Annotated in this window: 23 protein-coding genes; 12 read left to right on the plus strand and 11 right to left on the minus strand. The window is 66.5% G+C overall.

The window, feature by feature from the left end; all coding sequences use genetic code 11:
• Positions 1–8 precede the first annotated feature (8 nt).
• Together ACFJGT_RS06415 and ACFJGT_RS06420 are read right to left on the minus strand one after the other, a co-directional pair.
• Positions 9–488, minus strand: coding sequence for a tripartite tricarboxylate transporter TctB family protein (locus tag ACFJGT_RS06415; RefSeq protein ID WP_377847014.1), 480 nt, complete (start codon positions 486–488; stop codon positions 9–11).
• Positions 489–589: 101 nt separating this feature from the next.
• Positions 590–1,555 carry a Bug family tripartite tricarboxylate transporter substrate binding protein gene (locus ACFJGT_RS06420; RefSeq protein ID WP_377847016.1) on the minus strand — a complete coding sequence of 322 codons (966 nt, stop codon included), beginning with the start codon at positions 1,553–1,555 and terminating at the stop codon, positions 590–592.
• Positions 1,556–1,780: 225 nt separating this feature from the next.
• Between ACFJGT_RS06420 and ACFJGT_RS06425 the strand changes: the two genes are divergently transcribed.
• The 3 genes from ACFJGT_RS06425 (at position 1,781) to ACFJGT_RS06435 (ending at position 6,033) form a co-directional block, all read left to right on the plus strand.
• On the plus strand, positions 1,781–3,031 hold the full coding sequence (locus ACFJGT_RS06425; RefSeq protein WP_377847019.1) for an O-antigen ligase family protein: 1,251 nt from the start codon (positions 1,781–1,783) through the stop codon (positions 3,029–3,031).
• The gene (gene gor / locus ACFJGT_RS06430) at positions 3,024–4,394 is read left to right on the plus strand and encodes a glutathione-disulfide reductase (RefSeq protein WP_377847021.1); all 1,371 of its coding nucleotides are present in this window, start codon (positions 3,024–3,026) and stop codon (positions 4,392–4,394) included. The genes ACFJGT_RS06425 and gor overlap by 8 nt, the downstream gene beginning before the upstream one ends.
• 253 nt (positions 4,395–4,647) lie before the next feature.
• Complete coding sequence (locus ACFJGT_RS06435; protein ID WP_377847023.1) at positions 4,648–6,033, plus strand: class II 3-deoxy-7-phosphoheptulonate synthase; 1,386 nt, start codon at positions 4,648–4,650, stop codon at positions 6,031–6,033.
• Positions 6,034–6,111: 78 nt separating this feature from the next.
• Here the strand turns inward: ACFJGT_RS06435 and ACFJGT_RS06440 are convergent, their stop codons facing one another.
• Positions 6,112–6,981, minus strand: a complete 870-nt coding sequence (locus ACFJGT_RS06440) for an outer membrane protein (RefSeq protein ID WP_377847026.1) — start codon at positions 6,979–6,981, stop codon at positions 6,112–6,114.
• A gap of 153 nt (positions 6,982–7,134) precedes the next feature.
• On the opposite strand from ACFJGT_RS06440, the gene gltX reads away from it, so the two are divergent.
• Entirely contained in the window at positions 7,135–8,475 is a 1,341-nt protein-coding gene (gltX, locus tag ACFJGT_RS06445) for a glutamate--tRNA ligase (RefSeq protein WP_377847028.1), read from the plus strand.
• 28 nt (positions 8,476–8,503) lie between these two features.
• Here gltX and ACFJGT_RS06450 read toward each other — a convergent pair whose 3' ends face one another.
• From ACFJGT_RS06450 to ACFJGT_RS06460, 3 genes are all read right to left on the minus strand, one after another.
• Complete coding sequence (locus ACFJGT_RS06450) at positions 8,504–8,806, minus strand: hypothetical protein (protein ID WP_377847030.1); 303 nt, start codon at positions 8,804–8,806, stop codon at positions 8,504–8,506.
• Positions 8,803–10,125 carry an MFS transporter gene (locus tag ACFJGT_RS06455; protein ID WP_377847032.1) on the minus strand — a complete coding sequence of 441 codons (1,323 nt, stop codon included), beginning with the start codon at positions 10,123–10,125 and terminating at the stop codon, positions 8,803–8,805. Before ACFJGT_RS06455 ends, ACFJGT_RS06450 begins: the two co-directional genes overlap by 4 nt.
• A gap of 189 nt (positions 10,126–10,314) precedes the next feature.
• Positions 10,315–11,469: a DUF2865 domain-containing protein gene (locus ACFJGT_RS06460; RefSeq protein ID WP_377847034.1), complete on the minus strand. Its 1,155-nt coding sequence runs from the start codon at positions 11,467–11,469 to the stop codon at positions 10,315–10,317.
• Positions 11,470–11,745: 276 nt separating this feature from the next.
• Here ACFJGT_RS06460 and ACFJGT_RS06465 point away from each other — a divergent pair, with 276 nt between their 5' ends.
• Complete coding sequence (locus ACFJGT_RS06465) at positions 11,746–12,696, plus strand: phosphoribosylaminoimidazolesuccinocarboxamide synthase (protein ID WP_377847036.1); 951 nt, start codon at positions 11,746–11,748, stop codon at positions 12,694–12,696.
• Positions 12,697–12,859: 163 nt separating this feature from the next.
• Here the strand turns inward: ACFJGT_RS06465 and ACFJGT_RS06470 are convergent, their stop codons facing one another.
• Complete coding sequence (locus ACFJGT_RS06470; protein WP_377847038.1) at positions 12,860–13,357, minus strand: MarR family winged helix-turn-helix transcriptional regulator; 498 nt, start codon at positions 13,355–13,357, stop codon at positions 12,860–12,862.
• Positions 13,358–13,376: 19 nt separating this feature from the next.
• A complete protein-coding gene (locus ACFJGT_RS06475) occupies positions 13,377–14,462 on the minus strand; it encodes a TRAP transporter substrate-binding protein (protein WP_377847040.1) in 1,086 nt (361 codons plus the stop codon).
• A gap of 62 nt (positions 14,463–14,524) precedes the next feature.
• Here ACFJGT_RS06475 and ACFJGT_RS06480 point away from each other — a divergent pair, with 62 nt between their 5' ends.
• Together ACFJGT_RS06480 and ACFJGT_RS06485 are read left to right on the plus strand one after the other, a co-directional pair.
• On the plus strand, positions 14,525–15,535 hold the full coding sequence (locus ACFJGT_RS06480) for a fumarylacetoacetate hydrolase family protein (protein ID WP_377847042.1): 1,011 nt from the start codon (positions 14,525–14,527) through the stop codon (positions 15,533–15,535).
• Positions 15,536–15,628: 93 nt separating this feature from the next.
• A complete protein-coding gene (locus tag ACFJGT_RS06485; protein WP_377847045.1) occupies positions 15,629–16,162 on the plus strand; it encodes a hypothetical protein in 534 nt (177 codons plus the stop codon).
• Here the strand turns inward: ACFJGT_RS06485 and ACFJGT_RS06490 are convergent.
• Positions 16,143–16,694, minus strand: coding sequence for a GNAT family N-acetyltransferase (locus tag ACFJGT_RS06490; RefSeq protein WP_377847047.1), 552 nt, complete (start codon positions 16,692–16,694; stop codon positions 16,143–16,145). The genes ACFJGT_RS06485 and ACFJGT_RS06490 overlap by 20 nt on opposite strands.
• 121 nt (positions 16,695–16,815) lie before the next feature.
• Between ACFJGT_RS06490 and ACFJGT_RS06495 the strand changes: the two genes are divergently transcribed.
• Entirely contained in the window at positions 16,816–17,331 is a 516-nt protein-coding gene (locus ACFJGT_RS06495) for a CreA family protein (RefSeq protein ID WP_377847049.1), read from the plus strand.
• A gap of 9 nt (positions 17,332–17,340) precedes the next feature.
• On the opposite strand, the gene ACFJGT_RS06500 is transcribed toward ACFJGT_RS06495, so the two are convergent.
• Entirely contained in the window at positions 17,341–17,670 is a 330-nt protein-coding gene (locus ACFJGT_RS06500; protein ID WP_377847051.1) for a hypothetical protein, read from the minus strand.
• 329 nt (positions 17,671–17,999) lie between these two features.
• Between ACFJGT_RS06500 and cysS the strand changes: the two genes are divergently transcribed.
• A complete protein-coding gene (cysS, locus tag ACFJGT_RS06505) occupies positions 18,000–19,550 on the plus strand; it encodes a cysteine--tRNA ligase (RefSeq protein ID WP_377847053.1) in 1,551 nt (516 codons plus the stop codon).
• A gap of 103 nt (positions 19,551–19,653) precedes the next feature.
• On the plus strand, positions 19,654–21,252 hold the full coding sequence (gene cimA, locus ACFJGT_RS06510; protein ID WP_377847055.1) for a citramalate synthase: 1,599 nt from the start codon (positions 19,654–19,656) through the stop codon (positions 21,250–21,252).
• A 136-nt stretch (positions 21,253–21,388) separates the two neighbouring features.
• On the opposite strand, the gene ACFJGT_RS06515 is transcribed toward cimA, so the two are convergent.
• On the minus strand, positions 21,389–21,727 hold the full coding sequence (locus ACFJGT_RS06515; protein ID WP_377847057.1) for a hypothetical protein: 339 nt from the start codon (positions 21,725–21,727) through the stop codon (positions 21,389–21,391).
• 176 nt (positions 21,728–21,903) lie between these two features.
• Between ACFJGT_RS06515 and ACFJGT_RS06520 the strand changes: the two genes are divergently transcribed.
• On the plus strand, positions 21,904–23,814 hold the full coding sequence (locus ACFJGT_RS06520) for an ABCB family ABC transporter ATP-binding protein/permease (protein ID WP_377847059.1): 1,911 nt from the start codon (positions 21,904–21,906) through the stop codon (positions 23,812–23,814).
• A gap of 216 nt (positions 23,815–24,030) precedes the next feature.
• On the plus strand, positions 24,031–24,522 hold the full coding sequence (locus ACFJGT_RS06525; protein WP_377847061.1) for a hypothetical protein: 492 nt from the start codon (positions 24,031–24,033) through the stop codon (positions 24,520–24,522).
• The last annotated feature ends 35 nt before the right edge of the window (positions 24,523–24,557 follow it).

The raw sequence follows: 24,557 nt of genomic DNA on the forward strand, positions 1-24,557 counted from the left end.
GCTCTCCTTTAGAGGAACAGGCGCTCGAGCGGACCCGACGGCAGGATCAGCGTCAGGACCTTGGCGAAGACGAGAAAGATGACGAGGCCGAGCACGAAGCCGATCACAGCATCGACCAGGAGCCCCTGCCGGCCCATGCCACGCGCGGTGCAGGCGAAAACCACGGTGATGGCGATGATGAAGCCGCCGCCGAGCCCGATGCAGGCGATCAGGAAGATCAGGCCTCCGGCGATCCAGAGCAGCGCCTTGTTATCGGCCGCCTCGGGCTGCGGCAGGCCTTCGCGGAAGGCGACCAGGAAATGCGCCAGGCCCAGGATGACGAGACCAGCCGCCACGACATAAGGCATCGCGGTCGGGCCGACGCCATAGGTCGAGGTGATCGTCTGCTGCGAGGCGTCATAGCCGATAAGGGCGGCGACGATCAGCAGCAGGACGCCTACCACCAGGGCCGGCTTGTTGGCGCCTTGGGTGCGCGTATCGTTGGTCATGGCGTTCCCGCAGTGCTGGTCGGCGTCGTTCTTGGCGCTTCTGGTGGTTGGAAAAGGGGCCGGTTTCCCGGCCCCCTTCTGATTCTCGCGTCGCTGCCGGCTTACTTCACCAGACCGACTTCAGTCATCACCTTGGAGACGCGCTCGATCTCGGCCTTCAGGAAGGTGTCGAAGGCTGCGCCGGCGAGGAAGGAATCGTCCCAGCCGCGAGCCTTGAGGATTTCCTGCCATTCCTTCGACTTGACCATCTTCTCGACCGTGTCGATCAGGGCCTTGGTCTGCTCGGCCGAGAGGCCGGGAGGGGCGACGACCGAGCGCCAGTTCAGGAGCTCGAGATCGATGCCCTGCTCCTTCAGCGTGGGCGCATCCGGGGCGTTCTCGAGGCGCTTCGACGAGGAGACTGCGAGTACACGCAGCTTGCCGGCCTTGATCTGGCCTTCGAACTCGCCATAGCCGGAGACGCCGGCCGTGACGCGCCCGCCGAGCATGGCAGCCAGTGCCTCGCCGCCGCCCGAGAACGGGATGTAGTTGATCTTCTTGGCATCGGCGCCGACGGCCTGCGCGAACAGCGCGGCGAGGATGTGGTCGGTGCCGCCGGCCGAGCCGCCGGCCCAGGTCACCTTGGCCGGGTCGGCCTTCAGGCGCTCGGCCAGGTCCTTGGCGGTCTTGAGCGGCGATTCCGTCGGCACGACGATGACCTCGGCCTCGGCGGTGAGGCGCGCGATCGGCGTGACCTGGGTCAGGTTGACCGGGGACTTGTTGAGCAGGATGGCGCCGACCATGACGAAGCCGTTGACCATCAGCTGGTCGCCGGCGCCCTTGGCGCCGATCAATTGCGCGAGGCCGATGGTGCCGCCCGCGCCGGTGACGTTGTTGACCTGCACGCTCTTGGTGATCCCGGCCGCGGTCAGCGCCTGCTGCATCGAGCGCGCCGTGCCGTCCCAGCCACCGCCGGGCGCCGCCGGGGCCATGATCTTCAGCTCGTTGAGCTGGGCGAAGGCGGCTGTGGACAGGGCAGCCAGCGCCACCGCCGTCAGGGCCGTGCGCTTCAGGATGGATGTCAGCATGAATTCCTCCGCTTGCGGGGCCTTGCCCGCGGGTTTCTTGAGGCGCTCCGCCTGTGGCACCTCGCCGCGCCGATCGTCAATTGCGCCAGATTGCATAATCGGAAGTCAAGAATTTTCGGCTGCGGCGTGCGTTAACCGCAGAATCTACGCCTTTCCTCCTACGACTGCGGGCAATCGCGCGATAACGCGCTGGCGGCGTTTCCTGCGATCGCGTAAGCGCAAGCCATGAGTCAGACGCGTCTTGCAGATCGCCAGCAGTTGTCGCCGCGCTTGATCGGGATCGGCGTGGCGCTGATGGTGCTGATGCCGGTTGCGATGTGGCTCGCCAACCGCTCGTCGACGCTTCTGCTCGGGCTGGCGGTGATCCCCTTCGCCGCCGTCCTCATCCTCTCCGGCCGAACAGGCGAGCTCGTCGGGCGCATGGGGCGCCTTCTCGTGACGCCGCCCGGGCTGGCCCTGGCCGCCTTCCTCGCCTGGGCGCTGATCTCGATTCTGTGGAGTCACGCTCCGCTCGCCTCGTTGCGGGCCTGGGGCGAGCTCGCGCTGCCGATCGTCTTCGCCCTCGCGATCGCCGCTTCCGGCGTGTTCAGGCCGCAGCCTGCCTGGCTGCGGGCGCTCGCGCTCGCGATCATCCTCGCCTGCCTGCTGGCGATGCTCGAGCTTACGTCCGGGCTGTCGCAGCGGGCCGCGCTCGGCATCGGCAAGCTGGCGAGCTTCGTCTTCAACCGCCCGGCGATCACGGCGCTCATACTGGCGGTGCCGACGATTCATGGCCTCTGGAACCTGCCCGGTGCTCGCCGGTCCGACCGGATTCTGGCGGTCGTTCTGGCCTTGGCCGTGACGGCCCTGGCGCTGCGCTCGGAAAGCTCCTCGGCTCGGCTCGGCGTCGCCGTCTGCGCGCTCTGCTGGGGGCTGTCGGCGCTCTGGCCGCGCCTGACGCTGACGGCCGCAGGCTGCGCCTTTCTTCTCGCCATGGCGGTGGCGCCCGTGCTTGGCGTCGCCGCGCAGAACTGGCTGCCTTCGCTGATCCTGAACCGGTTCGCGGTGATGACCGGCCAGGCCCGCATCGATATCTGGCAGAGCTTTGGCGAGGTTGCGCGGGCACGGCCGATCGTCGGCGCCGGCTTCGGAACCTCGGCCACCATGCATGAACACCCGGTGGCGAAGGAGGTCTCTCCTGCGCATCGCGAGCTCCTGGCAGCGAGCCATCCGCATGATATGCCGCTGCAGGCCTGGGCCGAGACCGGGGTGGTCGGAGCGGGCCTCCTCGTCCTGGCCGGTCTCCTTATGCTGGGGCGGCTGCGCCGCCTGCCGGCGCGGGAGATGGCACCGCGCCTGGCGCTGTTTGCAGGCGCCTTCGCGATTGCCGTCGTCGGGCATGGCGCCTGGCAGGGCTGGTGGATTGCCGTTCTGGGGGCTTCGATCCTCTGGTTCGGTCCGGGCGTGGCGGCGCCGCAGGGAGAAGACCATGGCTGATTTCGACGTCGATCTTTTCGTCATTGGTGCCGGTTCGGGCGGCACGCGCGCGGCGCGCATCGCCGCTGGCCATGGCGCCCGCGTGATGATCGCCGAGGAGGATCGGATCGGCGGCACCTGTGTGATCCGCGGCTGCGTGCCCAAGAAGCTTTTCGTCTATGCCAGCCGTTTCGCCGAGGATTTCGAGGACGCTGCCGGCTTTGGCTGGACGCTGCCGCAGGCGCCGGTCTTCGACTGGTCGACGCTGCGCGATGCCGTGGCCAACGAGGTCACGCGCCTGTCCGGCCTCTATCGCAAGGGGCTCGAAGGGGCGAAGGTCCAAATCCGCGAGGAGCGCGCCGTCGTCGAGGGGCCGCATCAGGTCCGACTGGTCAAGAGCGGGGAGGTGATCCGCGCCCGCCATATCCTGGTCGCGACCGGCGGCTGGCCCTCCTTCGACCCGCCGATTCCCGGCGGCGAGCTCGGCATCTCCTCGAACGAGATCTTCCATCTGCCTGCGCTGCCGAAGCGCATGCTGGTTGTCGGTGGCGGCTATATCGCCCTCGAATTCGCCAGCCTCTTCGCCCGGCTCGGCGTCGCGGTGACCGTGCTGCACCGGGGCGACAACATCCTGCGCGGCTTCGACGAGGACATTCGCACCCGCCTGCGCGACGCGCTCATCCATGCCGGCATCACCTTGCGGCTTGGCTGCACGATCGACCGGATCGAGGAACTGTCCGACGGCACCCGCCGCGCCCATTGCGCCAAGGGCGAGCCGATCGATGCCGATGTCGTGCTGGTCGCCACCGGTCGCCGGCCGAACACCAGGGGGCTCGGCCTGGAGCAGGCGGGCGTTGCGATGGGCCCGCTCGGCGAGATCACGGTCGATGGCGCCTCCGCCAGCAGCGTGCCGTCGATCCACGCCGTCGGCGACGTGACCAATCGGGTCAACCTGACGCCGGTCGCGATCCGCGAGGGGCATGCCTTCGCCGACTCGACCTTCGGCAGCAGGACCTGGACGGTTGACCACGCCACCGTCGCCTCGGCTGTCTTCACGACGCCGGAGATCGGCACCGTCGGCTTGTCGGAGGCGCAGGCTGTCGCTGCAGGGCACAAGGTCACCGTCTTCGAATCCGGCTTCCGCCCGATGAAGGCGACGATCTCCGGCCGGCAGGAGCGCATCTACATGAAGCTCGTCGTCGACGCGCAATCGGACAAGGTGCTCGGCGTCCACATCCTCGGCCATGATGCCGGCGAGATCGTCCAGGCGGTCGGGATCGCCGTGACGATGGGGGCGACCAAGGCCGATTTCGACCGCACCGTCGCGCTGCATCCGAGCGCCGCGGAGGAGCTGGTGACGATGCGCACACCCCGGGCGGGCTAGCGTCCGCCGCGTTGAATCGCCGTGTGAAGCGCTTGAATCAGGATGACAGGCCGTTGCCGCGATGTGGCAACGGCGCTCGCTATCCCGTTGCGAAGAATCGCCTTTCGCGGCGCATGCGCTGAGCGGCCGGGCCGTCCACTGACAGGGCTTCCCTCCGAAGGTGGTCATTCCCACATCATCGGTGTATAGCCGCCCCTTCGCGCTACCAAGAGGTTAACGATGCGCGATCTCACAGTCAGGAGCACATAGTCCCATGTCCGAGCGGTGGACGCCAGAGAGCTGGAGGGCCAAGCCCGTCCAGCAGATTCCGGAATATCCGGACCAGGCAGCCTTGAAGGCGGTTGAGCAGCAGCTCGCCGGCTTTCCGCCGCTCGTTTTTGCAGGCGAGGCGCGCAAGCTCAAACGGGCGTTGAGCAAGGTCGCCGCCGGTGAGGCCTTCCTGCTGCAGGGAGGCGACTGCGCCGAGAGCTTCGCCGAGCATTCGGCCGACAATATCCGCGACTTCTTCCGGCTGTTCCTGCAGATGGCGGTCGTCCTGACCTTCGCCGGCGGCTCGCCGGTGGTGAAGGTCGGCCGCATCGCCGGCCAGTTCGCCAAGCCGCGCTCGGCCCCGACCGAGACGATCGGCGGCATCGAACTGCCGAGCTACAAGGGCGACATCGTCAACGACAACGAGTTCACGGCCGAGGCGCGCATCCCCGATCCGCGCCGTCAGCTCGAGGGCTATCGTCAGTCGGCGGCAACGCTGAACCTGATCCGCGCCTTCGCGACCGGCGGCTATGCCAATCTCGACAACGCGCATCGCTGGATGCTCGGCTTCGTCAAGGATTCACCGCAGTCGCATCGCTACCAGGAGGTGGCCGAGCGCATCACCGAGGCGCTGGAGTTCATGCGCGCCATCGGCATTGACCCGGAGACTTATCCGGAGATGCGCACGACCGACTTCTACACCAGCCACGAGGCGCTGCTGCTCGGCTACGAGCAGGCGATGACCCGGACGGATTCGACCACCGGCGAATGGTACGCCACCTCAGGCCACATGGTCTGGATCGGTGATCGCACGCGCCAGATCGACCATGCCCATGTCGAGTTCTTCCGCGGCATCAAGAACCCGATCGGCCTGAAATGCGGCCCCTCGACCACGGTCGACGGCCTGCTCAAGCTGATCGACGTGCTCGATCCGCAGAACCAGGCCGGGCGCCTGACGCTCATTGCGCGCTTCGGTGCCGACAAGGTCTTCGACCATCTGCCGGCGCTGGTGCGGGCGACGAAGCGCGAAGGCCGTAACGTCGTCTGGTCCTGCGACCCGATGCACGGCAACACGGTCAAGGCGGCGAGCGGCTACAAGACGCGTCCCTTCGACCTGATCCTGGGCGAGGTGAAGAACTTCTTCGCCGTCCATCAGGCCGAAGGTACCCATGCCGGCGGCCTGCATCTCGAGATGACCGGCAAGAACGTTACCGAATGCACCGGTGGTGCGCGCGGCATGACGGATGCGGACCTCAACGACCGCTATCACACGTTCTGCGATCCCCGCCTCAACGCGGAGCAGGCACTGGAGCTTGCCTTCATCGTCGCCGAGCTGGTCAAGCGCCAGCGCGCCGGCCGGGCCCGGCCTGAGGTCGAGGCGGCCGAATAAGGCGCTTCGGCTACCAAACAAACAGAAAAGGCCGGGGCTCTCGCCCCGGCCTTTTCGTTTGAGGCGTGGTGACCTGCCTCAGAACTTGACGCCCAGAGCGGCGCGCGCGGTGTTGATCGTCGTCGTCGTGCCCTCGACATCGGCGAAGCGGATGAGCTGGTATTCGCCGCGCAGGAACATGTTGTCGGTCAGCGCCCAGTCGATGCCGCCACCGACCGTCAGGCCGAAGCCGTAGACGTTCTTCTTGGTCGCGCCGACGATCAGGGGATAGCCGGCGGCCTGACCCTGCTCGATCAATCCTGTGACCGGGTTGAGCTGGGTGATGTAGTTCGTTGCGGTGATCGTCGAGGTGGTGTTGAAGCGTCCCACCGCGCCGCCGAGCGTCGCGAACGGCATGAAGCTGCCGGCTGCCCAGCCGAGGCGTACACGCGCCGTGGCGTAGTCGTTGAGCGAGGCCCCATGATTTGTCGTCAGAGAGACGTCGTTGATGGTGCCGTTGGAGGTGGTGGCGCGCCGGGCGATGTAGTCGCCGAGCCGGTATTCATGCCCCGAGCGGGTGTAATCGGCCTCGAAGCCGAGGACGGCATCGCCGAAGGTGAAATTGTAGCCGGCGAAGCCGAAGAAGGTTGCGCCGCTGTCGCGCTTCTCGGGCAGGTTGCCGAGCAGGGCGCCCAAATCGTACTCGGCGCCGAGCAGCGTGTTGCGATAGGCGAAGCGGGCGAGGTCCTGGAGCCCGTTATCGGGCTTGAACTTGGTATCGGACACGCCCGCGCCGCCGCCGACATAGAAGCCCGACCAGTTGATGCCGCGCTCGAACGCCACCGCGCTCTGAGGGGCCTCGAAGGTCTGCGTGCCGCGCAGGTAATCCGCCGCAAGCGTCGGTGCGGCGAGAAGGCTGGTCGCGAGGGCCGTAGACCCAAGCATGAGCGCGATGGAACGGATGCGCATCCTGATCTCCCCGAGCAGCGGTTCGAAATCACCCGTTTCACCCTGCTCTGGGGACAATTCATGCCTTGGTAACCCTAATGCAGGGTTAACGATGCGGAATTCCATGGGATCGCCGGATTGTCGCCTGCCGGCAAACGCGCCATAAGCCGGGCCATGACCTCTCCTCTGGTTCGCTTCGCGCCGTCGCCCACCGGCTACCTCCATATCGGCAACGCCCGGCCGGCGCTGTTCAACTGGCTCTTCGCCCGCCGCCACAGCGGTCGCTTCCTGCTGCGCTACGACGATACCGACATCGCCCGCTCGAAGGCGGAATATGCCGATGCCATCGCCGAGGACCTGGGTTGGCTCGGCATCGTGCCCGATGAGGTGATCCGCCAGTCGGAGCGGTTGGCGATCTATGATGCCGCCGCCGATCGCCTGCGCGGGGCAGGGCGGCTCTATCCCTGCTACGAGACGGCCGACGAGCTCGATCGCCGCCGCAAGCGCCAGCTCGCCCGTGGCCTGCCACCGATCTACGACCGCGCCGCGCTGAAGCTTACCGACGAGCAGAAGGCTGCCTTCGCGGCGGAGGGGCGCAAGCCCCATTGGCGCTTCCTGCTGGAGCCGCGCGAGGTCGCCTGGGACGATCTGGTGCGCGGTGCCTCCCATGTCGATTGCGCCTCGCTCTCGGACCCGGTGCTGGTGCGCGAGGACGGCAGCTATCTCTACACGCTGCCCTCCGTCGTCGACGATATCGAGACCGGCGTGACCCATGTCATCCGCGGCGAGGACCACGTCACCAACACCGCGGTCCAGGCCCAGATCTTCGAGGCGCTGGGCGCGAGCCTGCCGACCTTCGGCCACCACAACCTGCTGACCACCGCGAGCGGCGAGGGGCTCTCCAAGCGCCTCGGACATCTCTCGTTGCGCGGCCTGCGCGAGACCGGCGTGGAAGCGCTGGCGGTGGCGGCGCTGGCGACGCTGGTCGGTACTTCCGACGCCGTGCGCCCGGTCGCGAGCCTCGACGAGCTCGCAGGGTTGGTCGAGCTCGCCCATGTCTCGCGGGCGCCCGCCAAGTTCGACGAGCACGAGCTGGAGGCGCTGAGCGCCCGGACGCTGCACCAGTTGCCGCTTGCTGCAGTTGCCGACCGATTGGTGGCGCTCGGCGTCGCGGCCGACGAGCCGTTCTGGCAGGCCGTGCGCGGCAATCTCGCCAAGCTGGACGAGGCGGCTCAGTGGTGGCGCGTCGTGCAGGGGCCGATCGAGCCCGTGATCGCCGATCAGGGCTTTGCCGCCACGGCGGCCGGGCTACTGCCGGCAGAGCCCTTCGACACCACGACCTGGAAGAGCTGGACGCAAGCGGTCTCGGCCGCCACGGGCGCGAAGGGCAAGGCGCTGTTCATGCCGCTGCGCCGGGGGCTGACGGGGCTCGACCATGGCCCGGAGCTGGCGGCACTGCTGCCGCTGATCGGGCGGGAGAAGGCGCTGAAGCGGCTGGCTGGCGAAACGAGCTGATCAATCTCTTCGAACAGTGAGAAGCCGCTCAGCGAATGATGTAGCGGCTCCATGGCTGGTCGACGCTATCTCTCCCAAAACTGACATCAGGTGCCTCTTCGGCGAGAAGAGCAGCTACCGTCTCGTCCCGGGCGATGATGTGGTTCAGCCCCACGGGACGAAAGTTCTTGGGGAACTCATCGCCTTCACCGTGATCATCCTGCCCGCAGTCGATCTGGATTTCTCCGTCATCGAAGAAAACGACATGGCAAACGGGCCTTTCGTTTAGAAAGACGTGATTGCAGGCAAAACATCTCCGCTCCATCTGCTCGCCTGCAATTCCGTTCTTCACTCGTGCCGCTCCATCGCCGAGGCGTGCTTGGTGTCGCGCATGGTCGCATAGACCAGGAACGACAGGAAGATGACGCCGGCGAGGTAGTAATAGAACCACTGCTCGTGGCCCTGCTGCTTGAAGAACAGGGCGATGGCCGGCGCCGTGCCGCCGAAGATCGAGACGGTCACGGCATAGGGCACGGCGACGCCGGTCGCGCGGATCGCGGTCGGGAACAGCTCCGCTTTCACCACGGCGTTGATCGAGGTGTAGCCGGCGGTGAAGATCCAGGCGCCGCAGATCAGCAGGAAGGCCGTGAACGCCGATTTGGTGTCGGCGAGCGCCGTCAGGATCGGCACGGTCAGCAGCGAGCCCGCCAGCCCGAAGAAGATCAGCATCGGCTTGCGGCCGATCCTGTCCGAGATCATGCCGTAGATCGGCTGCAGCACCGCCGCGAAGATCAGCGAGCCTGCGATCACATAGGTCGTGGTCATGTCGGAAAGGCCGACCGTCTGCCTGACGAAGGTCTGCATATAGGTGGTGAAGGTGTAGAAGGCGGCCGTGCCGCCGGCCGTGAGGCCGACCACGATCGCAACCTCGCGCGGGTATTTCAGCAGGCCCTTGAGCGAGCTTTCCTTCTTCATCGTCGCCTTGGCGGCCTCGAACGACTCGGTCTCGTGCATGTGCCGGCGCATCAGCATGGCTGTGACGGCCAGCATCGCGCCGATGACGAAGGGGATGCGCCAGCCCCACTCGACCAGCTGCTCATGCGTCAGGAAGACGTTCTGGAGCAGGAGCAGCACCAGGATCGCGGTGAGCTGCCCGCCGATCAGCGTCACGTACTGGAAGCTCGAATAGAAGCCGCGATGCTCGGGGTCGGCGATTTCCGTGAGGTAGGTCGCGCTCGCCCCGTATTCGCCGCCGAGGCTCAGGCCTTCGATGATGCGCGCCAGTGCCAGCAGGGCCGGCGCCGCGAAGCCGATCGTCGCGTAGGTCGGCGTCAGCGCGATGATCAGCGAGCCGAAGCACATCATGATCACCGACAGGGTCAATGACAGCCGCCGCCCGTAGCGATCCGCCAGATGGCCGAACAGCCAGCCGCCGATCGGCCGCACGATGAACCCCGCCGCGAACAGCGTCGCCGCGTTGAGCTGCTGCACCACCGGGTCATGCGAGGGAAAGAAGGCCGGCGCGAAATAGAGCGCGAAGGCCGTATAGGCGTAGAAATCGTACCATTCGACGAGATTGCCGACTGAGCCGATGAAGATCGCCTTGAGGCGGCGCTTGGCATCGTCGAACTGGATGGGATGGGTGGGAGCTGGCGCTGTCGTCTCGGACATGGCGGCCTTCTGAGCTGGGGAGCGTCAGAAGCGGGCGCGCGGCACGGTGGAGCCGTGGGACGGGTCTGGCGGGCCTCCCGGAGGCGGCTTGGATGCCTCCTTATGCTGCCGATCCATTCATGCGTCCAGAAGCGATCGCGGCGTTCTCGGGTGATCTTCCATGCGAAAATCGCATGGAACTTTTCGCGTTCAGGGCCGAGCGGCCTGTGGGTTCAGGTTGGGCGCGAGATTGGGTGCGACGATCCGCACCGTCCGGCGCTCGCCGGTGGAGCTCTGCGATTCGCTCTTCAACCCGTCCTTCTTGTCGAGCACCTTCTCGCCGACGATATCGGGGCCGACGCCGGCCGATTCGGTGCCGGCGGTCGGTGAATCCTCCGACGGCATCGGCTTCTCGTCGGGGACGACCGGAACGGGCACCACTGCCGCCGGTTGGGCCGCAGCAGCGCCCTTGCGCTTCGGGTCCGCCTTCGGCCGCGACAATTCGGCGGCCCGCTGCTCGGTCAGGATGACGTCGCCCTTGCGCTTGTCGAGCAGGTATTCGGCGTCCTTGAGGGCGGCGGACCAGCTCTGCCCCTGGCCGCGGCAGGTGCAGGCGGCATCGAAGCTGCGGGTGTATTTGCCGGCATTGGCCAGCGAGGAATAGGGCTGCCCGGTCGCGCGCGAGGCGGCGTTCTGGATGTCGCCGCCGGCGCTCATGCCATAGGCCAGCGTCTCGGTGCCCGGGCACAGGGCCTGGCACATCTCGTCGCCATTGCCGGCGTTGTTCCCGAGCGGGAAGAAAAAGCCGTCGCAGGTGCGGACACAGACGGTCTGCGGGCCGCCAAGGCGTGGCTTGGCCGGTTCGGTCGGCTGCTCGGGATCGAGTTCCGGCAAGGTCGAATCGATCTCGCCGGGGCCGGGATCGCGCCCGAATATCGTGTCGAAGAAGCCGCGCGGCTGCGCCCGGCAATTGTTGTTGATGGCGGCCGCGAGCTGGGCGCGGCGTTGTTCGATGCCGCCGCCCTCTGCCTGGCTCTGCAACTGGCCATACTGGTTCTGCAACTGGCCGAGCTGCTGCCGGATGAAATTGCATTGCGGCGGCGGGGAATCGAAGAAGCTGAAGCCGCGGTCGCAGCCCATGGAGCGATACTGGTTGCTCAGTTGCGCCAGCTGGGCGCCGACGCGCCGCGCGGCCTGCGCAGCGCGCGGGTCGCCGCCGCTGCGGCCCTGCAGGCTTTCCAGCTCGGCGCGCCAGGCATTGCAGGACGCCGACTGCGCCATGGCGGTGCCACCGAGGGCCGCCAGCATCAGAAGGGCCATGCCGAAGCGTCTGGTCAGTCGCAGCATCATCGCAGGTCGGGTCACGTCATCCATAGTCGCGCCGGCGGGCCGGCTCTGATCGCAAACTGTGGTCCAGAACACCCGCCAAACACGACGGAACTAAGGAGCGGAGCCTCGCCTGATAGGCCGCGGGGACGCTCCATCGCGAGGGCCTCGCATGCCACATTCGGGAGAGCGCAGCAATCCGGGGAAGCTTCTGTCGCCCCGATGGTGGAAAACTTCCGTTCTGGTTAGAAGACCTGTGGCAGCGGCCCGGCCGCGCCGGCCTTCCGTGCAGCGCCAATGAGGCAAGCTCCGCCCATGTCCGACTATCTGCCTCTTCACGAAGCCGTCATCCCCGAGCTGCCGAACTATTATCGCGGCAAGGTCCGCGAGAATTACGACCTGCCCGACAACCGTCGCATCCTGATCTCGACCGACCGGCTCTCGGCCTTCGACCGGGCGATCGCCTCGATTCCGCTGAAGGGCCAGGTGCTGACGCAAACCGCGCGCTACTGGTTCGAGCAGACCGCCGATATCTGCCCCAACCATGTCCTGGAATATCCTGATCCGAACGTCGTCGTCGGCCGGCGCCTGGATATCCTGCCGGTCGAGATGGTGGTGCGCGGCTATCTCGCTGGCACGACCGGCACCTCGATCCTGACGATGTACAAGCAGGGCCGGCGCGAGATGTACGGCATGACGCTGCCGGAGGGCCTGCGCGACAACGAGGCGCTGCTGCAGGCGATCATCACCCCGACCAGCAAGGCCTTCGACGGCGGCCATGACGAGCCGCTCTCGGCCGAGCAGATCGTGGGCGAGGGGCTGCTCACGCAGAAGCAATGGGACGAGGTCTCGGCCTATGCGCTGGCGCTCTTCGCCCGCGGCCAGAAGCTCGCCCGCGAGCGCGGCCTGATCCTCGCCGATACCAAATACGAGTTCGGCACCGATGCCGAGGGCAACATCGTGCTGGCCGACGAGATCCACACGCCGGATTCGAGCCGCTACTGGTTCGCCGAAAGCTATCCCGAGCGCTTCGCGGCCGGCGGCAAGCCCGAATCCTTCGACAAGGATTTCGTGCGCAACTGGGTCGTGGCGCGCTGCGATCCCTATACGCAGGACCTGCCGCCGATCCCGCAGGAGCTGATCGACCAGACCTCTGCGGTCTATGTCCGCGCCTATGAGGCGATCACGGGAACGGCCTTTGCCTACCCGCCGAAGGGCGAGGACCCGGCTGAGCGCATCCGGCGCAATCTCGCGCCGTACTTCTGAGGCGCTGCCAAATCAGCCGTCCTCACTGTCATCCCGGGTGCAGCGAAGCGGAGACCCGGGATCCATGCCTGAGCCTCTGCCGGAAATGCTCCGGCATGGATCCCGGATCGGCGCCTCTTCGCCGCTTGTCCGGGATGACGGCGCGGTGTGGTCGCGTGAGGGCCTAAGCCCCGTCTTCCTCGCGATAATTCCCGGCGAGATGCCGTCCGCGCTCGGTCAAGGTCGAGAGCACGCGTTCGAACACCTTGAGCTCGTCGGGCGCGATGCCGTCGATCCAGCGCGCCTCGAAGCCGAGCGCCAGCGGCACGATCTGGTCGTAGATGCGCTTGCCCGCCGGCGTCAGCGCGACGAAGGATTCGCGCCGGTCCTGCCGGTTCTCGGCGCGCGAGACGAGGCCGCGCTTCTCCAACTCGCCGACCGCCCGCGAGACCTTGGTCTTGTGCATCTGGGCGAGCTCGCCGATGTCGCGCGAGGTCAGCTTGCCGAATTCGCCGAGCTGCGCCACGACCCGCCATTCCGGGATGCCGATGCCGAAATGCTCGCCATAGATGCGCCCGAGCGCCCTGCCGCCGAGCGTGCCGACGACATTCAGGCGATAGGGCAGGAAGCGCTCCAGATGGAGCGCCTGTTCTTCCGTATCAGCGGCTTGCTTCTTCGTCATGATGATGACCGCTCGCGCCTCAGCGCGCCTTCAGCCGGTTCATGAACGAGTCGTAGGAGAGTTCCGCGATCTGCCACCAGAGCAGGTTCTCGCCGCGGAACGCGACCATCGAATCGTAGCCCTTCTTGAAGTCCGGGCTCTTGGCGCTGGTCTCGGCATAGTATTCCTCGGCCGCCTTCAGCGCCGCCTCCATCACCGGCAGCGGGAAGCCGCGCAACTGCGCGCCCTGCGCCACGAGACGGCGCAGGCCCCCCGGGTTCACGAAGTCGTATTTGGCCAGCATCCAGTTATTGGCCGCCTCGCAGGCGTTCTGGACGATCGCCTGGTAGTGCTTCGGCAGCTTGGCCCAGGCCTCCTTGCCGATGATCAGGTGCAGCATCGCGCCGCCCTCCCACCAGCCGGGATAGTAGTAGTATTTGGCGACGCGGATGAAGCCGAGCTTCTCGTCGTCATAGGGGCCGACGAACTCGGCCGCGTCGATCGCGCCGCGCTCCAGCGCCGGATAGACGTCGCCGGGCGCGATCTGCGTCGGCACCACGCCGAGCTTGGCGAGAACCGCCCCGCCCATGCCGCCGATGCGGAATTTCAGGCCCTTGAGGTCGTCGATGCTCTTCAATTCGTTGCGGAAGAAGCCGCCCATCTGGCAGCCGGAATTGCCGCAGGGGATCGAATAGGCGTTGAACCGGTCGAGCACGCCGTTCACGATCTGCTCGCCGCCGCCGAAATACCACCAGCTATGCTGCTGGCGGGCGTTGAGCCCGAAGGGGATACCGGTGCCCAGACCCAGCGTCGGGTCCTTGCCGATATAGAAATAGGTCGGCGAATGCGCGCATTCGACCGTGCCGGAGGAAACCGCGTCGAGCGCCTGGAGGCCGGGCACGATCTCGCCGGGCGCGAAGACCTGGATCTCGAACTTGCCGTCGGTGGCCTCGGAGACGAACTTCGAGAACTGCTGGGCCGTGCCGAAGATGGTGTCCAGCGACTTCGGGAAGCTCGAGGTCAGCCGCCATTTCACCTCGGGCTGCGACTGCGCGACAGCCGGCATTGCGACCGTCGTCGCGGCGGCGGCCAGTGCCCCCGATTTCAAAAAGCTGCGACGTTCCATATGGTTTCCTCCCGAGGGATTGTTATGCCCTTATTGGCGCGTCCGGGAAGGAATGAAAAGACATGAAGCTTGCCTCGCTCGCGCATGGCCGTGACGGCCGTCTCGTCGTCGTCTCGCGGGACCTGACCCGCGCCACCGATGCCTTTCCGGTCGTGCCGACGCTGCAGGCGGCGCTCGACGACTGGGAGCGGCACGCCCCGCGCCTCACCGACCTCGCCGAGGGGCTGGAGCACGGCTCGGTCCCGTCCTTCCGCTTCCACGAGCATGATTGCGCCGCGCCGCTGCCGCGCGCCTATCAGTGGCTCGACGGCTCGGCCTATGTGAACCATGTCGATCTCGTCCGAAAGGCGCGGGGCGCCACCATGCCGGAGAGCTTCTGGACCGATCCGCTGATGTACCAGGGCGGCAGCGACGCCTCGCTCGGCCCGCGCCAGGCCGTGCACGCCCGCAGCGAGGATGACGGCATCGATTTCGAGGCGGAGATCGCGGTCGTCACCGGCGACGTGCCGATGGGCGCGACGCGCGAGGAGGCGCTCGGCGCGATCCGCCTCGTCATGCTCGTCAACGACGTGAGCTTGCGGAATCGGATTCCCAGCGAACTGGCGAAAGGCTTTGGCTTCGTTCAGTCGAAGCCGTCATCGGCCTATTCGCCTGTGGCCGTGACGCCGGACGAGCTGGGCGGCTCCTGGCGCGACGGCCGTTTGCACCTGCCGCTGCTCGCGCAGGTCAACGGCACGCTCTTCGGCAAACCCGATGCGGGCACCGACATGACCTTCGATTTCGGTACGCTGATCGCCCATGCCGCCGCGACCCGCCGCCTCTCGGCGGGCACCATCGTCGGCGCCGGCACGGTCTCGAATCGCGATGCCGATGGCGGGCCGGGCCGGCCGGTTGCGGAAGGCGGGCAGGGCTATGCCTGCATCGCCGAGCAGCGCATGGTCGAGACGATCCGCGGTGGCGAGCCGAAGACGCCCTTCCTGCGCTTCGGCGACACCGTCCGCATCGAGATGAAGGATGCCTCCGGGCATTCGATCTTCGGTGCGATCGAGCAGGACATCCTGCCCCACGGCTGATCGAGTTCCGGTTGTCTCGGCTTGGCGGCAGCCGGGCGGCCGGATAACCTCACTTCCCACAGCGCCGATGCCAGACGCGAGAACCGAGACGCCATGACAGAGACCGTGCCGTTCTATTCGACCGCCATTCCGCTGGCCTTCTTCATCTGGGGGCCGGTCCTGGTGGTGGTGCTGTTCTGGGCCGTCGGCGTCTGGTCGAGCCGGCAGGGCGTGCCGCGCATGCTGGAAAGCGACTGGGACGGCTACAACGTCGCCGATGTCGAGAAGCTGTTCACGCTCTATGGCGAGGACAAGCGCGCGCGCTATCGCAACCGCGTGCTGCCGGCCGATGTCGCGTGCGCCTTCACCTATGCGATCGTCGGCGCCCTGATCATCGCCGGCCTTGCGACGCGGGGACAACCCTGGTGGGTGGCGGCGCTTTGCGGTGGTGGCTGGTTGCTCGGCGGGCTTTGCGACGTCGCCGAGAATTTCGCCGTGGCGCGGTTGCTCGATCGCTACCCGCAGGTCGATGGCGGCAATGTCGCCTTCGCCAGCACGATGACGCGGTTGAAGCTCGTCCTGTTCGCGCTCGGCGTCATCGGCGCGCTCGCGGCGGCCTATCTCGTCTTCAAGCCGCTGGCGGGTTGAGGCGGCGCCACGCCTCGCCCGTGAGCCGGAAGCGCGTGGCGATCACGGCTGGATGGCCGATCAGGATCGCCGGATCGACTGGCGCGGGCGTGAAGCCGAGCCGCTCCGCCAGCCGCAGCGAGGCCAGATTGAGCGGATGCGTGGTGACGGCGATGCTCGCCAGCGCGAGCGCCTCGAAACCATGCCGCAAAAGGCGCGCCGCGGCTTCCCGTGCATAGCCTCGGCCCCAGCTTGACACCGTGAATTTGTAGCTCAACTGAGTATCCTCGGCGGCATACCCATCCGGAATAAGCCCGACATAGCCGATGAAGACCGCCGGCTCGGCTTTCGCGAAGACGGACCAGTAGCCCAATCCCCGCTCGACATGGCTGAAGCTGCGCGCCGCGACGGCCTCGCGGCCCATCGCGGGATCGCCGATCGCGGCGATATGCTTCATCACCGCCGGATCGGCGTTCATCGCCGCGATGGCGTCGAGGTCCTCCAACGCCCGCGGGCGCAGCAGCAGCCGTTGGCTTTCCAGTTCCGGCAGCATGTTTCCGTTGTCCCGAGCCATTTCACGGAATGAGATTGTGCGACGCAGAACTCTGGTGCGCCGCTGCTCCGCTTCCCATATCCTGCCGGGCGCCAAGCTGGAACGCGTCGGGAGAATGGGAATGCTGCTTCGTCGTTGGGTCCTGGCCGCCTTGGCCCTCGCCCTGTCGGGAATGATGCTGTCGCCGGCCACGGCGCAGGAAGACCTGATCTTCAGGAAATCGACCGTCTGGAAGATGCTGACGCCGAACGACAAGCTCGCCGTCTACGGCGTCGACGACCCCGCCGTCGAAGGCGTCGCTTGTCATTATACCGTGCCCGAGAAGGGCGGCATGTCCGGCATGTTCGGCGTCGCCGAGGAGGTTTCGGAGGTTTCGCTCGCCTGCCGCCAGATCGGGCCGATCAAGTTCAAGGAGAAGGCGGAGCAGGGCGATGTGGTCTTCCGCGAGCGCCGTTCGCTGATCTGGAAGAAGATGCAGATCGTGCGCGGCTGCGACACCAAGCGCAACGTGCTGGTCTATCTCGTCTATACCGACAAGCTGATCGACGGCTCGCCGCAGAACTCGACCTCGACCGTGCCGATCATGCCCTGGGGCGCGTCGGGCGAGCCGCCGAAATGTTCGGAATGGATTCGCTGAAGCGGAAAGTTATTCGCCGCAGGTGATGCTCAGCGGCTGCTCGGCCGCCTGGGCCGGGCTCTGCTTGGTGACCGAGCCGGTGAAGTCCTCGCGGGTGGCGACGCCGAAGGCGACCGCCTTGCCGAAACCCTGCGACTCGCACCAGGCATTGGCGACGATCTTGCCGCATTCCGCCTTGGACGAGATGCAGTCGGCGACGCCGTAACCGTCGCTGGCCGGGATCAGGAAGGTGCGCGGCTCGTTCGCGGCTGCGGCGGTGTGGCTGGTCGGCATGACCGACAGCGAGATGCCGCCGGCAACGATCCCGAGCAGTCCTACGAAGGCCACGGCGCGGCGCATGAATTTGGGTTCCTGATGGGTTGCGGGCGCAGAACCCGCGAATCGGGAGGATGGTTCCGGCCGGTTAAATTTGAATGAACCGCGGCAACCTTGAGGCAATGCTGCATTGCAGCAATCGGGCGCCCTCTTGACGGAAAGCCCGCGGAAAGGCAATCAGTTCGCACCATGACGCGAGCCGCCATCAACAGCACTTGCATTATTTGCCGCTAGCTTTCGCTGGCCGGCTGCTCACGTCCTCGTCCTGAAAAACGAACCGACAAAAGCGCCCCCGGCCAGCGGCCAGGTCGCCCTTTCGTATTTCGCCGTTCGTTTCCCAGGATTTAGCCCCGATGTCGCCGACCCTGAGGCTCTACAACACGCTGACGCGGACGAAGCAGGACTTCGCGCCGATCGATCCGTCGAATGTCCGCATGTATGTCTGCGGCCCGACGGTCTACGACTACGCCCATATCGGCAATGCCCGCCCGGTCATCGTCTTCGACGCGCTCTACCGGCTGCTGCGCCATATCTACGGCGCCGATCACGTCACCTATGCCCGCAACCTCACGGACGTCGACGACAAGATCAATGCCCGCGCGGCGCGCGACTATCCCGGCCTGAAGCTGAACGAGGCGATCGCCAAGGTCACTGAGACGACGACGGCGCAGTTCCACGCCGATATCGATGCGCTCGGCACGCTCAGGCCGACGACGGAGCCGCGCGCCACCGAGCATATCGAGGAGATGAAGGCGATCATCGAGCGCCTGATCGCGCGCGGCGTCGCCTATGTCGCCGAGGAGCATGTGCTCTTCCACGTTCCGGCGGTCGCGCATCTCGTCAAGGCGCCGAAATACGGCACACTCGCCCGCCGCTCGCTCGACGAGATGCTGGCGGGGGCACGAGTGGATGTGGCTCCGTATAAACGGGACGCGATGGATTTCGTGCTGTGGAAGCCGAGCCGCGACGGCATCGATCCCGGCTGGCCGTCCCCGGCCGGCATCGCCACGCCCGGCCGCCCCGGCTGGCATATCGAATGCTCGGCGATGTCGATGGCGAAGCTGCTGACGCCCTTCGGCGGGGGATTGTCCTGCGACGACCCCATGAAGAACGTTTTCGACATCCACGGCGGCGGCATCGATCTCGTCTTCCCGCACCACGAGAACGAGATCACGCAGTCCTGCTGCGCCTTTGGCGGGGCGGAAGGGCAGCCGCTCATGGCCAATATCTGGATGCATAACGGCTTCCTGCAGGTCGAAGGCGAGAAGATGTCGAAGAGCCTCGGCAACTTCGTTACCATCAACGAGCTGCTGGAGACGGATGTCTTCGGCGGCCGCAAATGGCCGGGCGAGGTGCTGCGCCTAGCGATGCTCAAGACCCATTACCGCCAGCCGATCGACTGGACGGTGAAGGCGCTGGAGGAGGCGGAGAAGACGCTCGATTCTTGGGTTGTCGCTCTGCGTGACGCGAGTTGGGTGAATGTCATCAACGATGACGGAACGCTCGATTCAGCGAGGGCTCGTCCGCCGCTGGAGCTTGTGGAAGCGCTTGCTGATGACCTGAATACGGCAAAGGCGTTCGCTGTGCTCTCCAACATCGCAAAGCGCGCGCGCCATGATGCTGACGAGGCCGAGAAACTGGCCCAATCGGCCGCATTTCTTGGGATTTTCAAGAGACCGACCAAGGATACACGCGGAACTACCATCATCGCAGGCTTAGATTTGTCCATCGACGGTTCTGAGGTCGAACGCCTGATCGCCGCCCGCCTCGAAGCCCGCCGCGCGAAGAACTTCGCGGAGTCCGATCGCCTCCGCGACGAACTCGCCGCTAGGGGCATCGCGCTCAAGGACGGCAAGGACCCCGCCACCGGCGAGCCCACGACCAGCTGGGAGGTGAAGCGATGAGTCCGAAGATCCGCCCGGCGGGCTCGCTCTCCTTCGCCATCAAGCTGGTCATGCTGGCCATGGTCGTGCCGCGCGTCGTCCGCTTCAAGCTGCGGCGCGAGCGATGAGCGCGGCCCGCGTCCATCTCTTCGACACGACGCTGCGCGACGGCGCCCAGACCACCGGCGTCGATTTCTCGCTCGACGACAAGCGTGCGGTCGCAGGCCTGCTCGACCGGCTCGGCGTCGATTATGTCGAGGGCGGCTATCCCGGCGCCAACCCGCTGGATACCGCCTTCTTCGCGGAGAAGCCGACGAAGCAGGCGAAATTCGCCGCCTTCGGCATGACCAAGCGGGCAGGGCGCTCGGCCGCCAACGATCCCGGCATCGCGGCGCTGCTGGAGGCCAAGGCCGACGCCATCGTCTTCGTCGCCAAGAGCTGGGACTATCATGTCCATGTCGCCTTGGAGATTTCGCTGGAGGAGAACCTCGCCGGCATCCGCGAGAGCGTCGAGGCCGCGAAAGCCGCCGGCCGCGAGGTGATGCTCGACTGCGAGCATTTCTTCGATGGCTACAAGGCCAATCCGGACTATGCGCTCTCCTGCGCCCGCACGGCCTATGAGGCCGGCGCGCGCTGGGTCGTGCTCTGCGACACCAATGGCGGCACGCTGCCCGACGAGGTCGGCGCGATCGTGCGCGAAGTCGCCAAGACCGTTCCGGGCGACCATCTCGGCATCCACGCCCATGACGATTGCGGCTGCGCCGTCGCCAATTCGCTGGCGGCGGTCGAGGCCGGCGTGCGCCAGATCCAGGGCACGCTCAACGGTCTGGGCGAGCGCTGCGGCAATGCCAATCTCGTCACGCTGATCGGCGCGCTGAAGCTCAAGGAGCGCTATCGCGACCGCTTCGAACTCGGCGTCAGCGAGGACCAGCTCGGCGAATTGACCCATGTCTCGCGCGCGCTGGACGAGATGCTGAACCGCGCGCCGAACCGGCATGCGCCCTTCGTCGGCGCCTCGGCCTTCGCGACCAAGGCCGGCATCCACGCCTCGGCCGTGCTGAAGGACCCGCGCACCTACGAGCATGTCGCGCCGGAAGCGACCGGCAACACCCGCAAGGTCCTGATCTCCGACCAGGGTGGCAAGTCGAACCTCGTCGCCGAGCTGGAGCGAATCGGCGTGACGCTGGGCCGCGACGATCCGCGCCTCAACCGCGTGCTGCAGGAGGTCAAGGACAAGGAGGCGCAGGGTTATGCCTTCGAGGGCGCCGACGCCTCGTTCTTCCTGCTGGTGAAGCGCATCCTCGGTGAGGTCCCGGATTATTTCGCGGTCGAGCGCTTCGCCGTGAATGTCGAGCGCCGCTACAATGCGCTTGGCGAGCTCGTCACCTTCTCCGAAGCGATCGTGAAGGTGAAGGTCGGCGACGAGGTGCTGATCTCGGCAGCGGAAGGCGATGCCGGCCCGGTCAACGCGCTCGACATCGCGCTTCGCAAGGATCTCGGCCGCTACCAGTCGCTGATCGGCGGCTTGCGGCTGGTCGACTACAAGGTCCGCATCTTCCAGGGCGGCACCGATGCGGTGACGCGCGTGCTGATCGAATCCGGCGACGAGACCGGCGAGCGCTGGACCACGGTCGGCGTCAGCGCCAACATCATCGACGCCTCGTTCCAGGCGCTGGTCGACTCGATCACCTACAAGCTGGTCAAGGCCGGCGCGACGGCGTGAGCCGCTTCTTCCTTCTCCCCGCGGGGGAGAAGGTGTCTGCGAAGCAGACGGATGAGGGCCGTTGGCGCTACTCATCCCTCATCCGTCAGCGCTTCGCGCTGCCACCTTCTCCCCCGAGGGGAGAAGGAAATTCTGCTCACTCCGTCAGGCGGATCACCCGGTCCTTGCACAGGTCCATATCGGCGTCGCTCTCGGCTTCGTCCTCGAACCGCGCCTGCACGGTATAGGCGCAGCCCTGCGGCTTGTTGAGCTTCAGCGCGACGCTCTTGCCCGGCGCCAGCGGCTTGGCGAGCTTGGCGACGAGGCGCGGCTGGTCGCCGGGCGTCGCGATCGCGAAATTGCTCAAGGGCACGGTGCGCTGGTTGGTGATCGTGATCTGAGGATGCGGCCGGGAGCCCTGCGCCATGGCCGGCAGCGCGAGGATGATGGCGGCGGCGATGCCGATCCCGGAGGCGACAAGCTGTTGAGCCTTCATGGTATTTCCTTCCCCTTCTCGAGCGTCGGGCGCTCTGGATGGGATCAGATACCTGCGATGGGGCGATGGCAAGGCAGCTTTCGGGCAGTCCGAGCCATGTTCCCCACGCAACGACATTCCCCTGCAACGGCGCGCGATTGCGTCTATATGAACGCGCCAACTGGAATCGTTTGAAAATGTCCGCGCCGTCAGCGCCGCCCCCGACGTCGAGCTTCCAACGCTCTGCCGTGATCCAGCCCGGGTCCGGCTTCTTCGCAACCTTCCGGGCGCTCTGGCCTTATCTCTGGCCGGCCGAGCGTGCCGATCTGCGTGGCCGCGTCGTCGCGGCCTTCGCGCTGATGCTGTGCGGGCGATTGGTGCTGATGGGCGTGCCATTCACCTTCAAATGGGTGACGGATGCGCTGGCCGGCACCTATTCGAACCTGGAGAAATGGCTGCCCTGGCTGGTCGGCGCGCCCCTGGCGCTGACGGTGCTTTATGGCCTCGCCCGCGTCGGCGCGGCCGCCTTCGTCCAGATGCGCGACGCCATCTTCGCCCCGGTCTTCATGCATGCGGTGCGCACGCTCGCGCTCCAGACCTTCGGCCATCTCCACCATCTCTCGCTGCGCTTCCATCTGGAGCGCAAGACGGGCGGCCTCACCCGCGTGCTGGAGCGCGGCCGCAACGGCATCGAGGAGATGGTGCGCCTCGGCCTCAACCAGCTCGTGCCGGTGATCATCGAGGTCATCATGATCATCACGGTGCTGCTGTACCTGTTCGACTGGCGCTATGTCGTGGTGCTGGTCACGATGGTCACGGCCTACATGACCTACACCATCAAGGCGACGGAGTGGCGTATCGCCATCCGCTCGGCGATGAACGAGTTGGATACCGACGCCAATGCCAAGGCGATCGACTCGCTGCTCAATTACGAGACGGTGAAGTATTTCGGCGCCGAGGCCCGCGAGACCGCGCGCTACGACCTGTCGATGGCGCGCTACGAGCGCAACTCGATCAAGTCCTACAGCTCGCTCGCCTGGCTCAATTTCGGCCAGGCCGCGATCTTCGCGGTGGGGCTGACGCTGTCGATGGTGATGGCGGTGCGCGGCTTCCAGGCCGGCACGAACACGGTCGGCGACCTCATCCTGATCAACGCGATGCTGATCCAGCTCTACATACCGCTCAATTTCATGGGCACGGTCTATCGCGAGATCAAGCAGGCGACGCTCGACATCGCCCAGATGTTCTCGCTGATCGGCCGCGATCCCGAAATCCAGGACAAGCCCGGCGCGAAGCCGCTGGCGGTTTCCGCCGGCGAGGTCGTCTTCGACGACGTGCATTTCGCCTATGTGCCGGAGCGGCCGATCCTGCGCGGCGTCTCGTTCAAGATCCTGCCGGGGCAGACGGTCGCCATCGTAGGCCCCTCCGGCGCCGGCAAGTCGACGATCTCGCGCCTGCTCTTCCGTTTCTATGAGCCGCAAGCCGGCCGCATCCTGATCGACGGGCAGCCGATCGCCGATATCCAACAGGTCTCGCTCAGGGCCGCGATCGGCATGGTCCCGCAGGACACCGTGCTGTTCAACGACACGATCGAATACAACATCCTCTACGGCCGCCCCGAGGCGACCCAGGCCGAGGTCGAGGAGGCCGCGCGCCTCGCCCAGATCGACCGCTTCATCCGCCTGCTGCCGGAAGGCTACGCCACCTCCGTCGGCGAGCGCGGGCTCAAGCTCTCCGGCGGCGAGAAGCAGCGCGTTGCCATCGCCCGCACCATCCTGAAGGGCCCCCCGGTGCTCGTCCTCGACGAGGCGACCTCGGCGCTCGATTCCTTCACCGAGAAGGAGATCCAGGACGCGCTCGACCGGGTCAGCGAAGGCCGCACCACACTCGTCATCGCGCACCGGCTCTCGACCGTGGTCAATGCCGACGAGATCATCGTGCTCGACAAGGGCGTCATCGTCGAGCGCGGCCACCATCGCGACCTGCTCGCGGCCGACGGCGTCTATGCCGCGATGTGGAACCGCCAGCGCGAAGTCGACGAAGCCAAGGCCACGCTCCAGCGTGCGACCGAGGCCGAGGGCGAGAGCGTCCGGGTGACGCTGACGTAGGGCATCGGCCGCTCGACTCCGTCATGCTCGCCCTCGTGGCGAGCATCCGCGTCTTGGGCACTGCTCTTCATCAGTGAAGACGTGGATGGCCGGGATAAGCCCGACCATGACGGCTGGGGCCCTCGACGCCTCTCCATTCGGCCCAGTTTAAAAGCCCTCGCAACTACGGTCCGTTTCCTGCATGCTGCCCCGGCAGGGTGAAGCTGGGGGGCCGCCATGTTCGATCCGACCACATTCGTAGGTTTCCACACCTGGCTGAGCCTTGTGGCTATCGTCGCCGGGTTTCCGGTCACGACGGGCCTGCTGCACGGGCACACGCGGCCGGGCTGGACCGGAATCTTCCTGTCCACCGCCTTCGCCACGAGCGCGACCGGTTTCGGCTTCCCGTTCAACGGCGTGTTGCCATCGCATATCGTCGGGGCGATCCACATCGTGCTGGTCGCGATCGCTGCCTACGCGCTTTACGGGAGGCGGCTGGAGGGCGGCTGGCGCCGCATCTACGCGATCATGGCCGTGCTGTCCTTCTATCTGCTGATCTTCGTGCTGGTCGCGCAGCTCTTCGGCAAGGTCCCGGCCCTGCACGCCCTGGCGCCGACGCAATCCGAACCACCCTTCGGTATCGCCCAGGGCATCGTCCTCGTCGTCTTCGCCCTGCTGACCTGGAGGGCGGCCGTGCGCTTCGTCCAGGTGCAGCACCGGGCCGCCTGAGCGAACCGACCGCGACATCGCGCGCCGTTCACCGG

It is taken from the genome of Allobosea sp. UC22_33, assembly GCF_042700715.1.
In the GTDB taxonomy this organism is placed as follows: domain Bacteria; phylum Pseudomonadota; class Alphaproteobacteria; order Rhizobiales; family Beijerinckiaceae; genus Allobosea.

What these genes read in the sequence shown, in the direction of transcription:
- ACFJGT_RS06415 (WP_377847014.1), bottom strand. Translation starts at nt 488, where the DNA reads ATGACCAACGATACGCGCACCCAAGGCGCCAACAAGCCGGCCCTGGTG.
- ACFJGT_RS06420 (WP_377847016.1), bottom strand. Translation starts at nt 1,555, where the DNA reads ATGCTGACATCCATCCTGAAGCGCACGGCCCTGACGGCGGTGGCGCTG.
- ACFJGT_RS06425 (WP_377847019.1), top strand. Translation starts at nt 1,781, where the DNA reads ATGAGTCAGACGCGTCTTGCAGATCGCCAGCAGTTGTCGCCGCGCTTG.
- gor (WP_377847021.1), top strand. Translation starts at nt 3,024, where the DNA reads ATGGCTGATTTCGACGTCGATCTTTTCGTCATTGGTGCCGGTTCGGGC.
- ACFJGT_RS06435 (WP_377847023.1), top strand. Translation starts at nt 4,648, where the DNA reads ATGTCCGAGCGGTGGACGCCAGAGAGCTGGAGGGCCAAGCCCGTCCAG.
- ACFJGT_RS06440 (WP_377847026.1), bottom strand. Translation starts at nt 6,981, where the DNA reads ATGCGCATCCGTTCCATCGCGCTCATGCTTGGGTCTACGGCCCTCGCG.
- gltX (WP_377847028.1), top strand. Translation starts at nt 7,135, where the DNA reads ATGACCTCTCCTCTGGTTCGCTTCGCGCCGTCGCCCACCGGCTACCTC.
- ACFJGT_RS06455 (WP_377847032.1), bottom strand. Translation starts at nt 10,125, where the DNA reads ATGTCCGAGACGACAGCGCCAGCTCCCACCCATCCCATCCAGTTCGAC.
- ACFJGT_RS06465 (WP_377847036.1), top strand. Translation starts at nt 11,746, where the DNA reads ATGTCCGACTATCTGCCTCTTCACGAAGCCGTCATCCCCGAGCTGCCG.
- ACFJGT_RS06470 (WP_377847038.1), bottom strand. Translation starts at nt 13,357, where the DNA reads ATGACGAAGAAGCAAGCCGCTGATACGGAAGAACAGGCGCTCCATCTG.
- ACFJGT_RS06475 (WP_377847040.1), bottom strand. Translation starts at nt 14,462, where the DNA reads ATGGAACGTCGCAGCTTTTTGAAATCGGGGGCACTGGCCGCCGCCGCG.
- ACFJGT_RS06480 (WP_377847042.1), top strand. Translation starts at nt 14,525, where the DNA reads ATGAAGCTTGCCTCGCTCGCGCATGGCCGTGACGGCCGTCTCGTCGTC.
- ACFJGT_RS06485 (WP_377847045.1), top strand. Translation starts at nt 15,629, where the DNA reads ATGACAGAGACCGTGCCGTTCTATTCGACCGCCATTCCGCTGGCCTTC.
- ACFJGT_RS06490 (WP_377847047.1), bottom strand. Translation starts at nt 16,694, where the DNA reads ATGCTGCCGGAACTGGAAAGCCAACGGCTGCTGCTGCGCCCGCGGGCG.
- ACFJGT_RS06495 (WP_377847049.1), top strand. Translation starts at nt 16,816, where the DNA reads ATGCTGCTTCGTCGTTGGGTCCTGGCCGCCTTGGCCCTCGCCCTGTCG.
- ACFJGT_RS06500 (WP_377847051.1), bottom strand. Translation starts at nt 17,670, where the DNA reads ATGCGCCGCGCCGTGGCCTTCGTAGGACTGCTCGGGATCGTTGCCGGC.
- cysS (WP_377847053.1), top strand. Translation starts at nt 18,000, where the DNA reads ATGTCGCCGACCCTGAGGCTCTACAACACGCTGACGCGGACGAAGCAG.
- cimA (WP_377847055.1), top strand. Translation starts at nt 19,654, where the DNA reads ATGAGCGCGGCCCGCGTCCATCTCTTCGACACGACGCTGCGCGACGGC.
- ACFJGT_RS06515 (WP_377847057.1), bottom strand. Translation starts at nt 21,727, where the DNA reads ATGAAGGCTCAACAGCTTGTCGCCTCCGGGATCGGCATCGCCGCCGCC.
- ACFJGT_RS06520 (WP_377847059.1), top strand. Translation starts at nt 21,904, where the DNA reads ATGTCCGCGCCGTCAGCGCCGCCCCCGACGTCGAGCTTCCAACGCTCT.
- ACFJGT_RS06525 (WP_377847061.1), top strand. Translation starts at nt 24,031, where the DNA reads ATGTTCGATCCGACCACATTCGTAGGTTTCCACACCTGGCTGAGCCTT.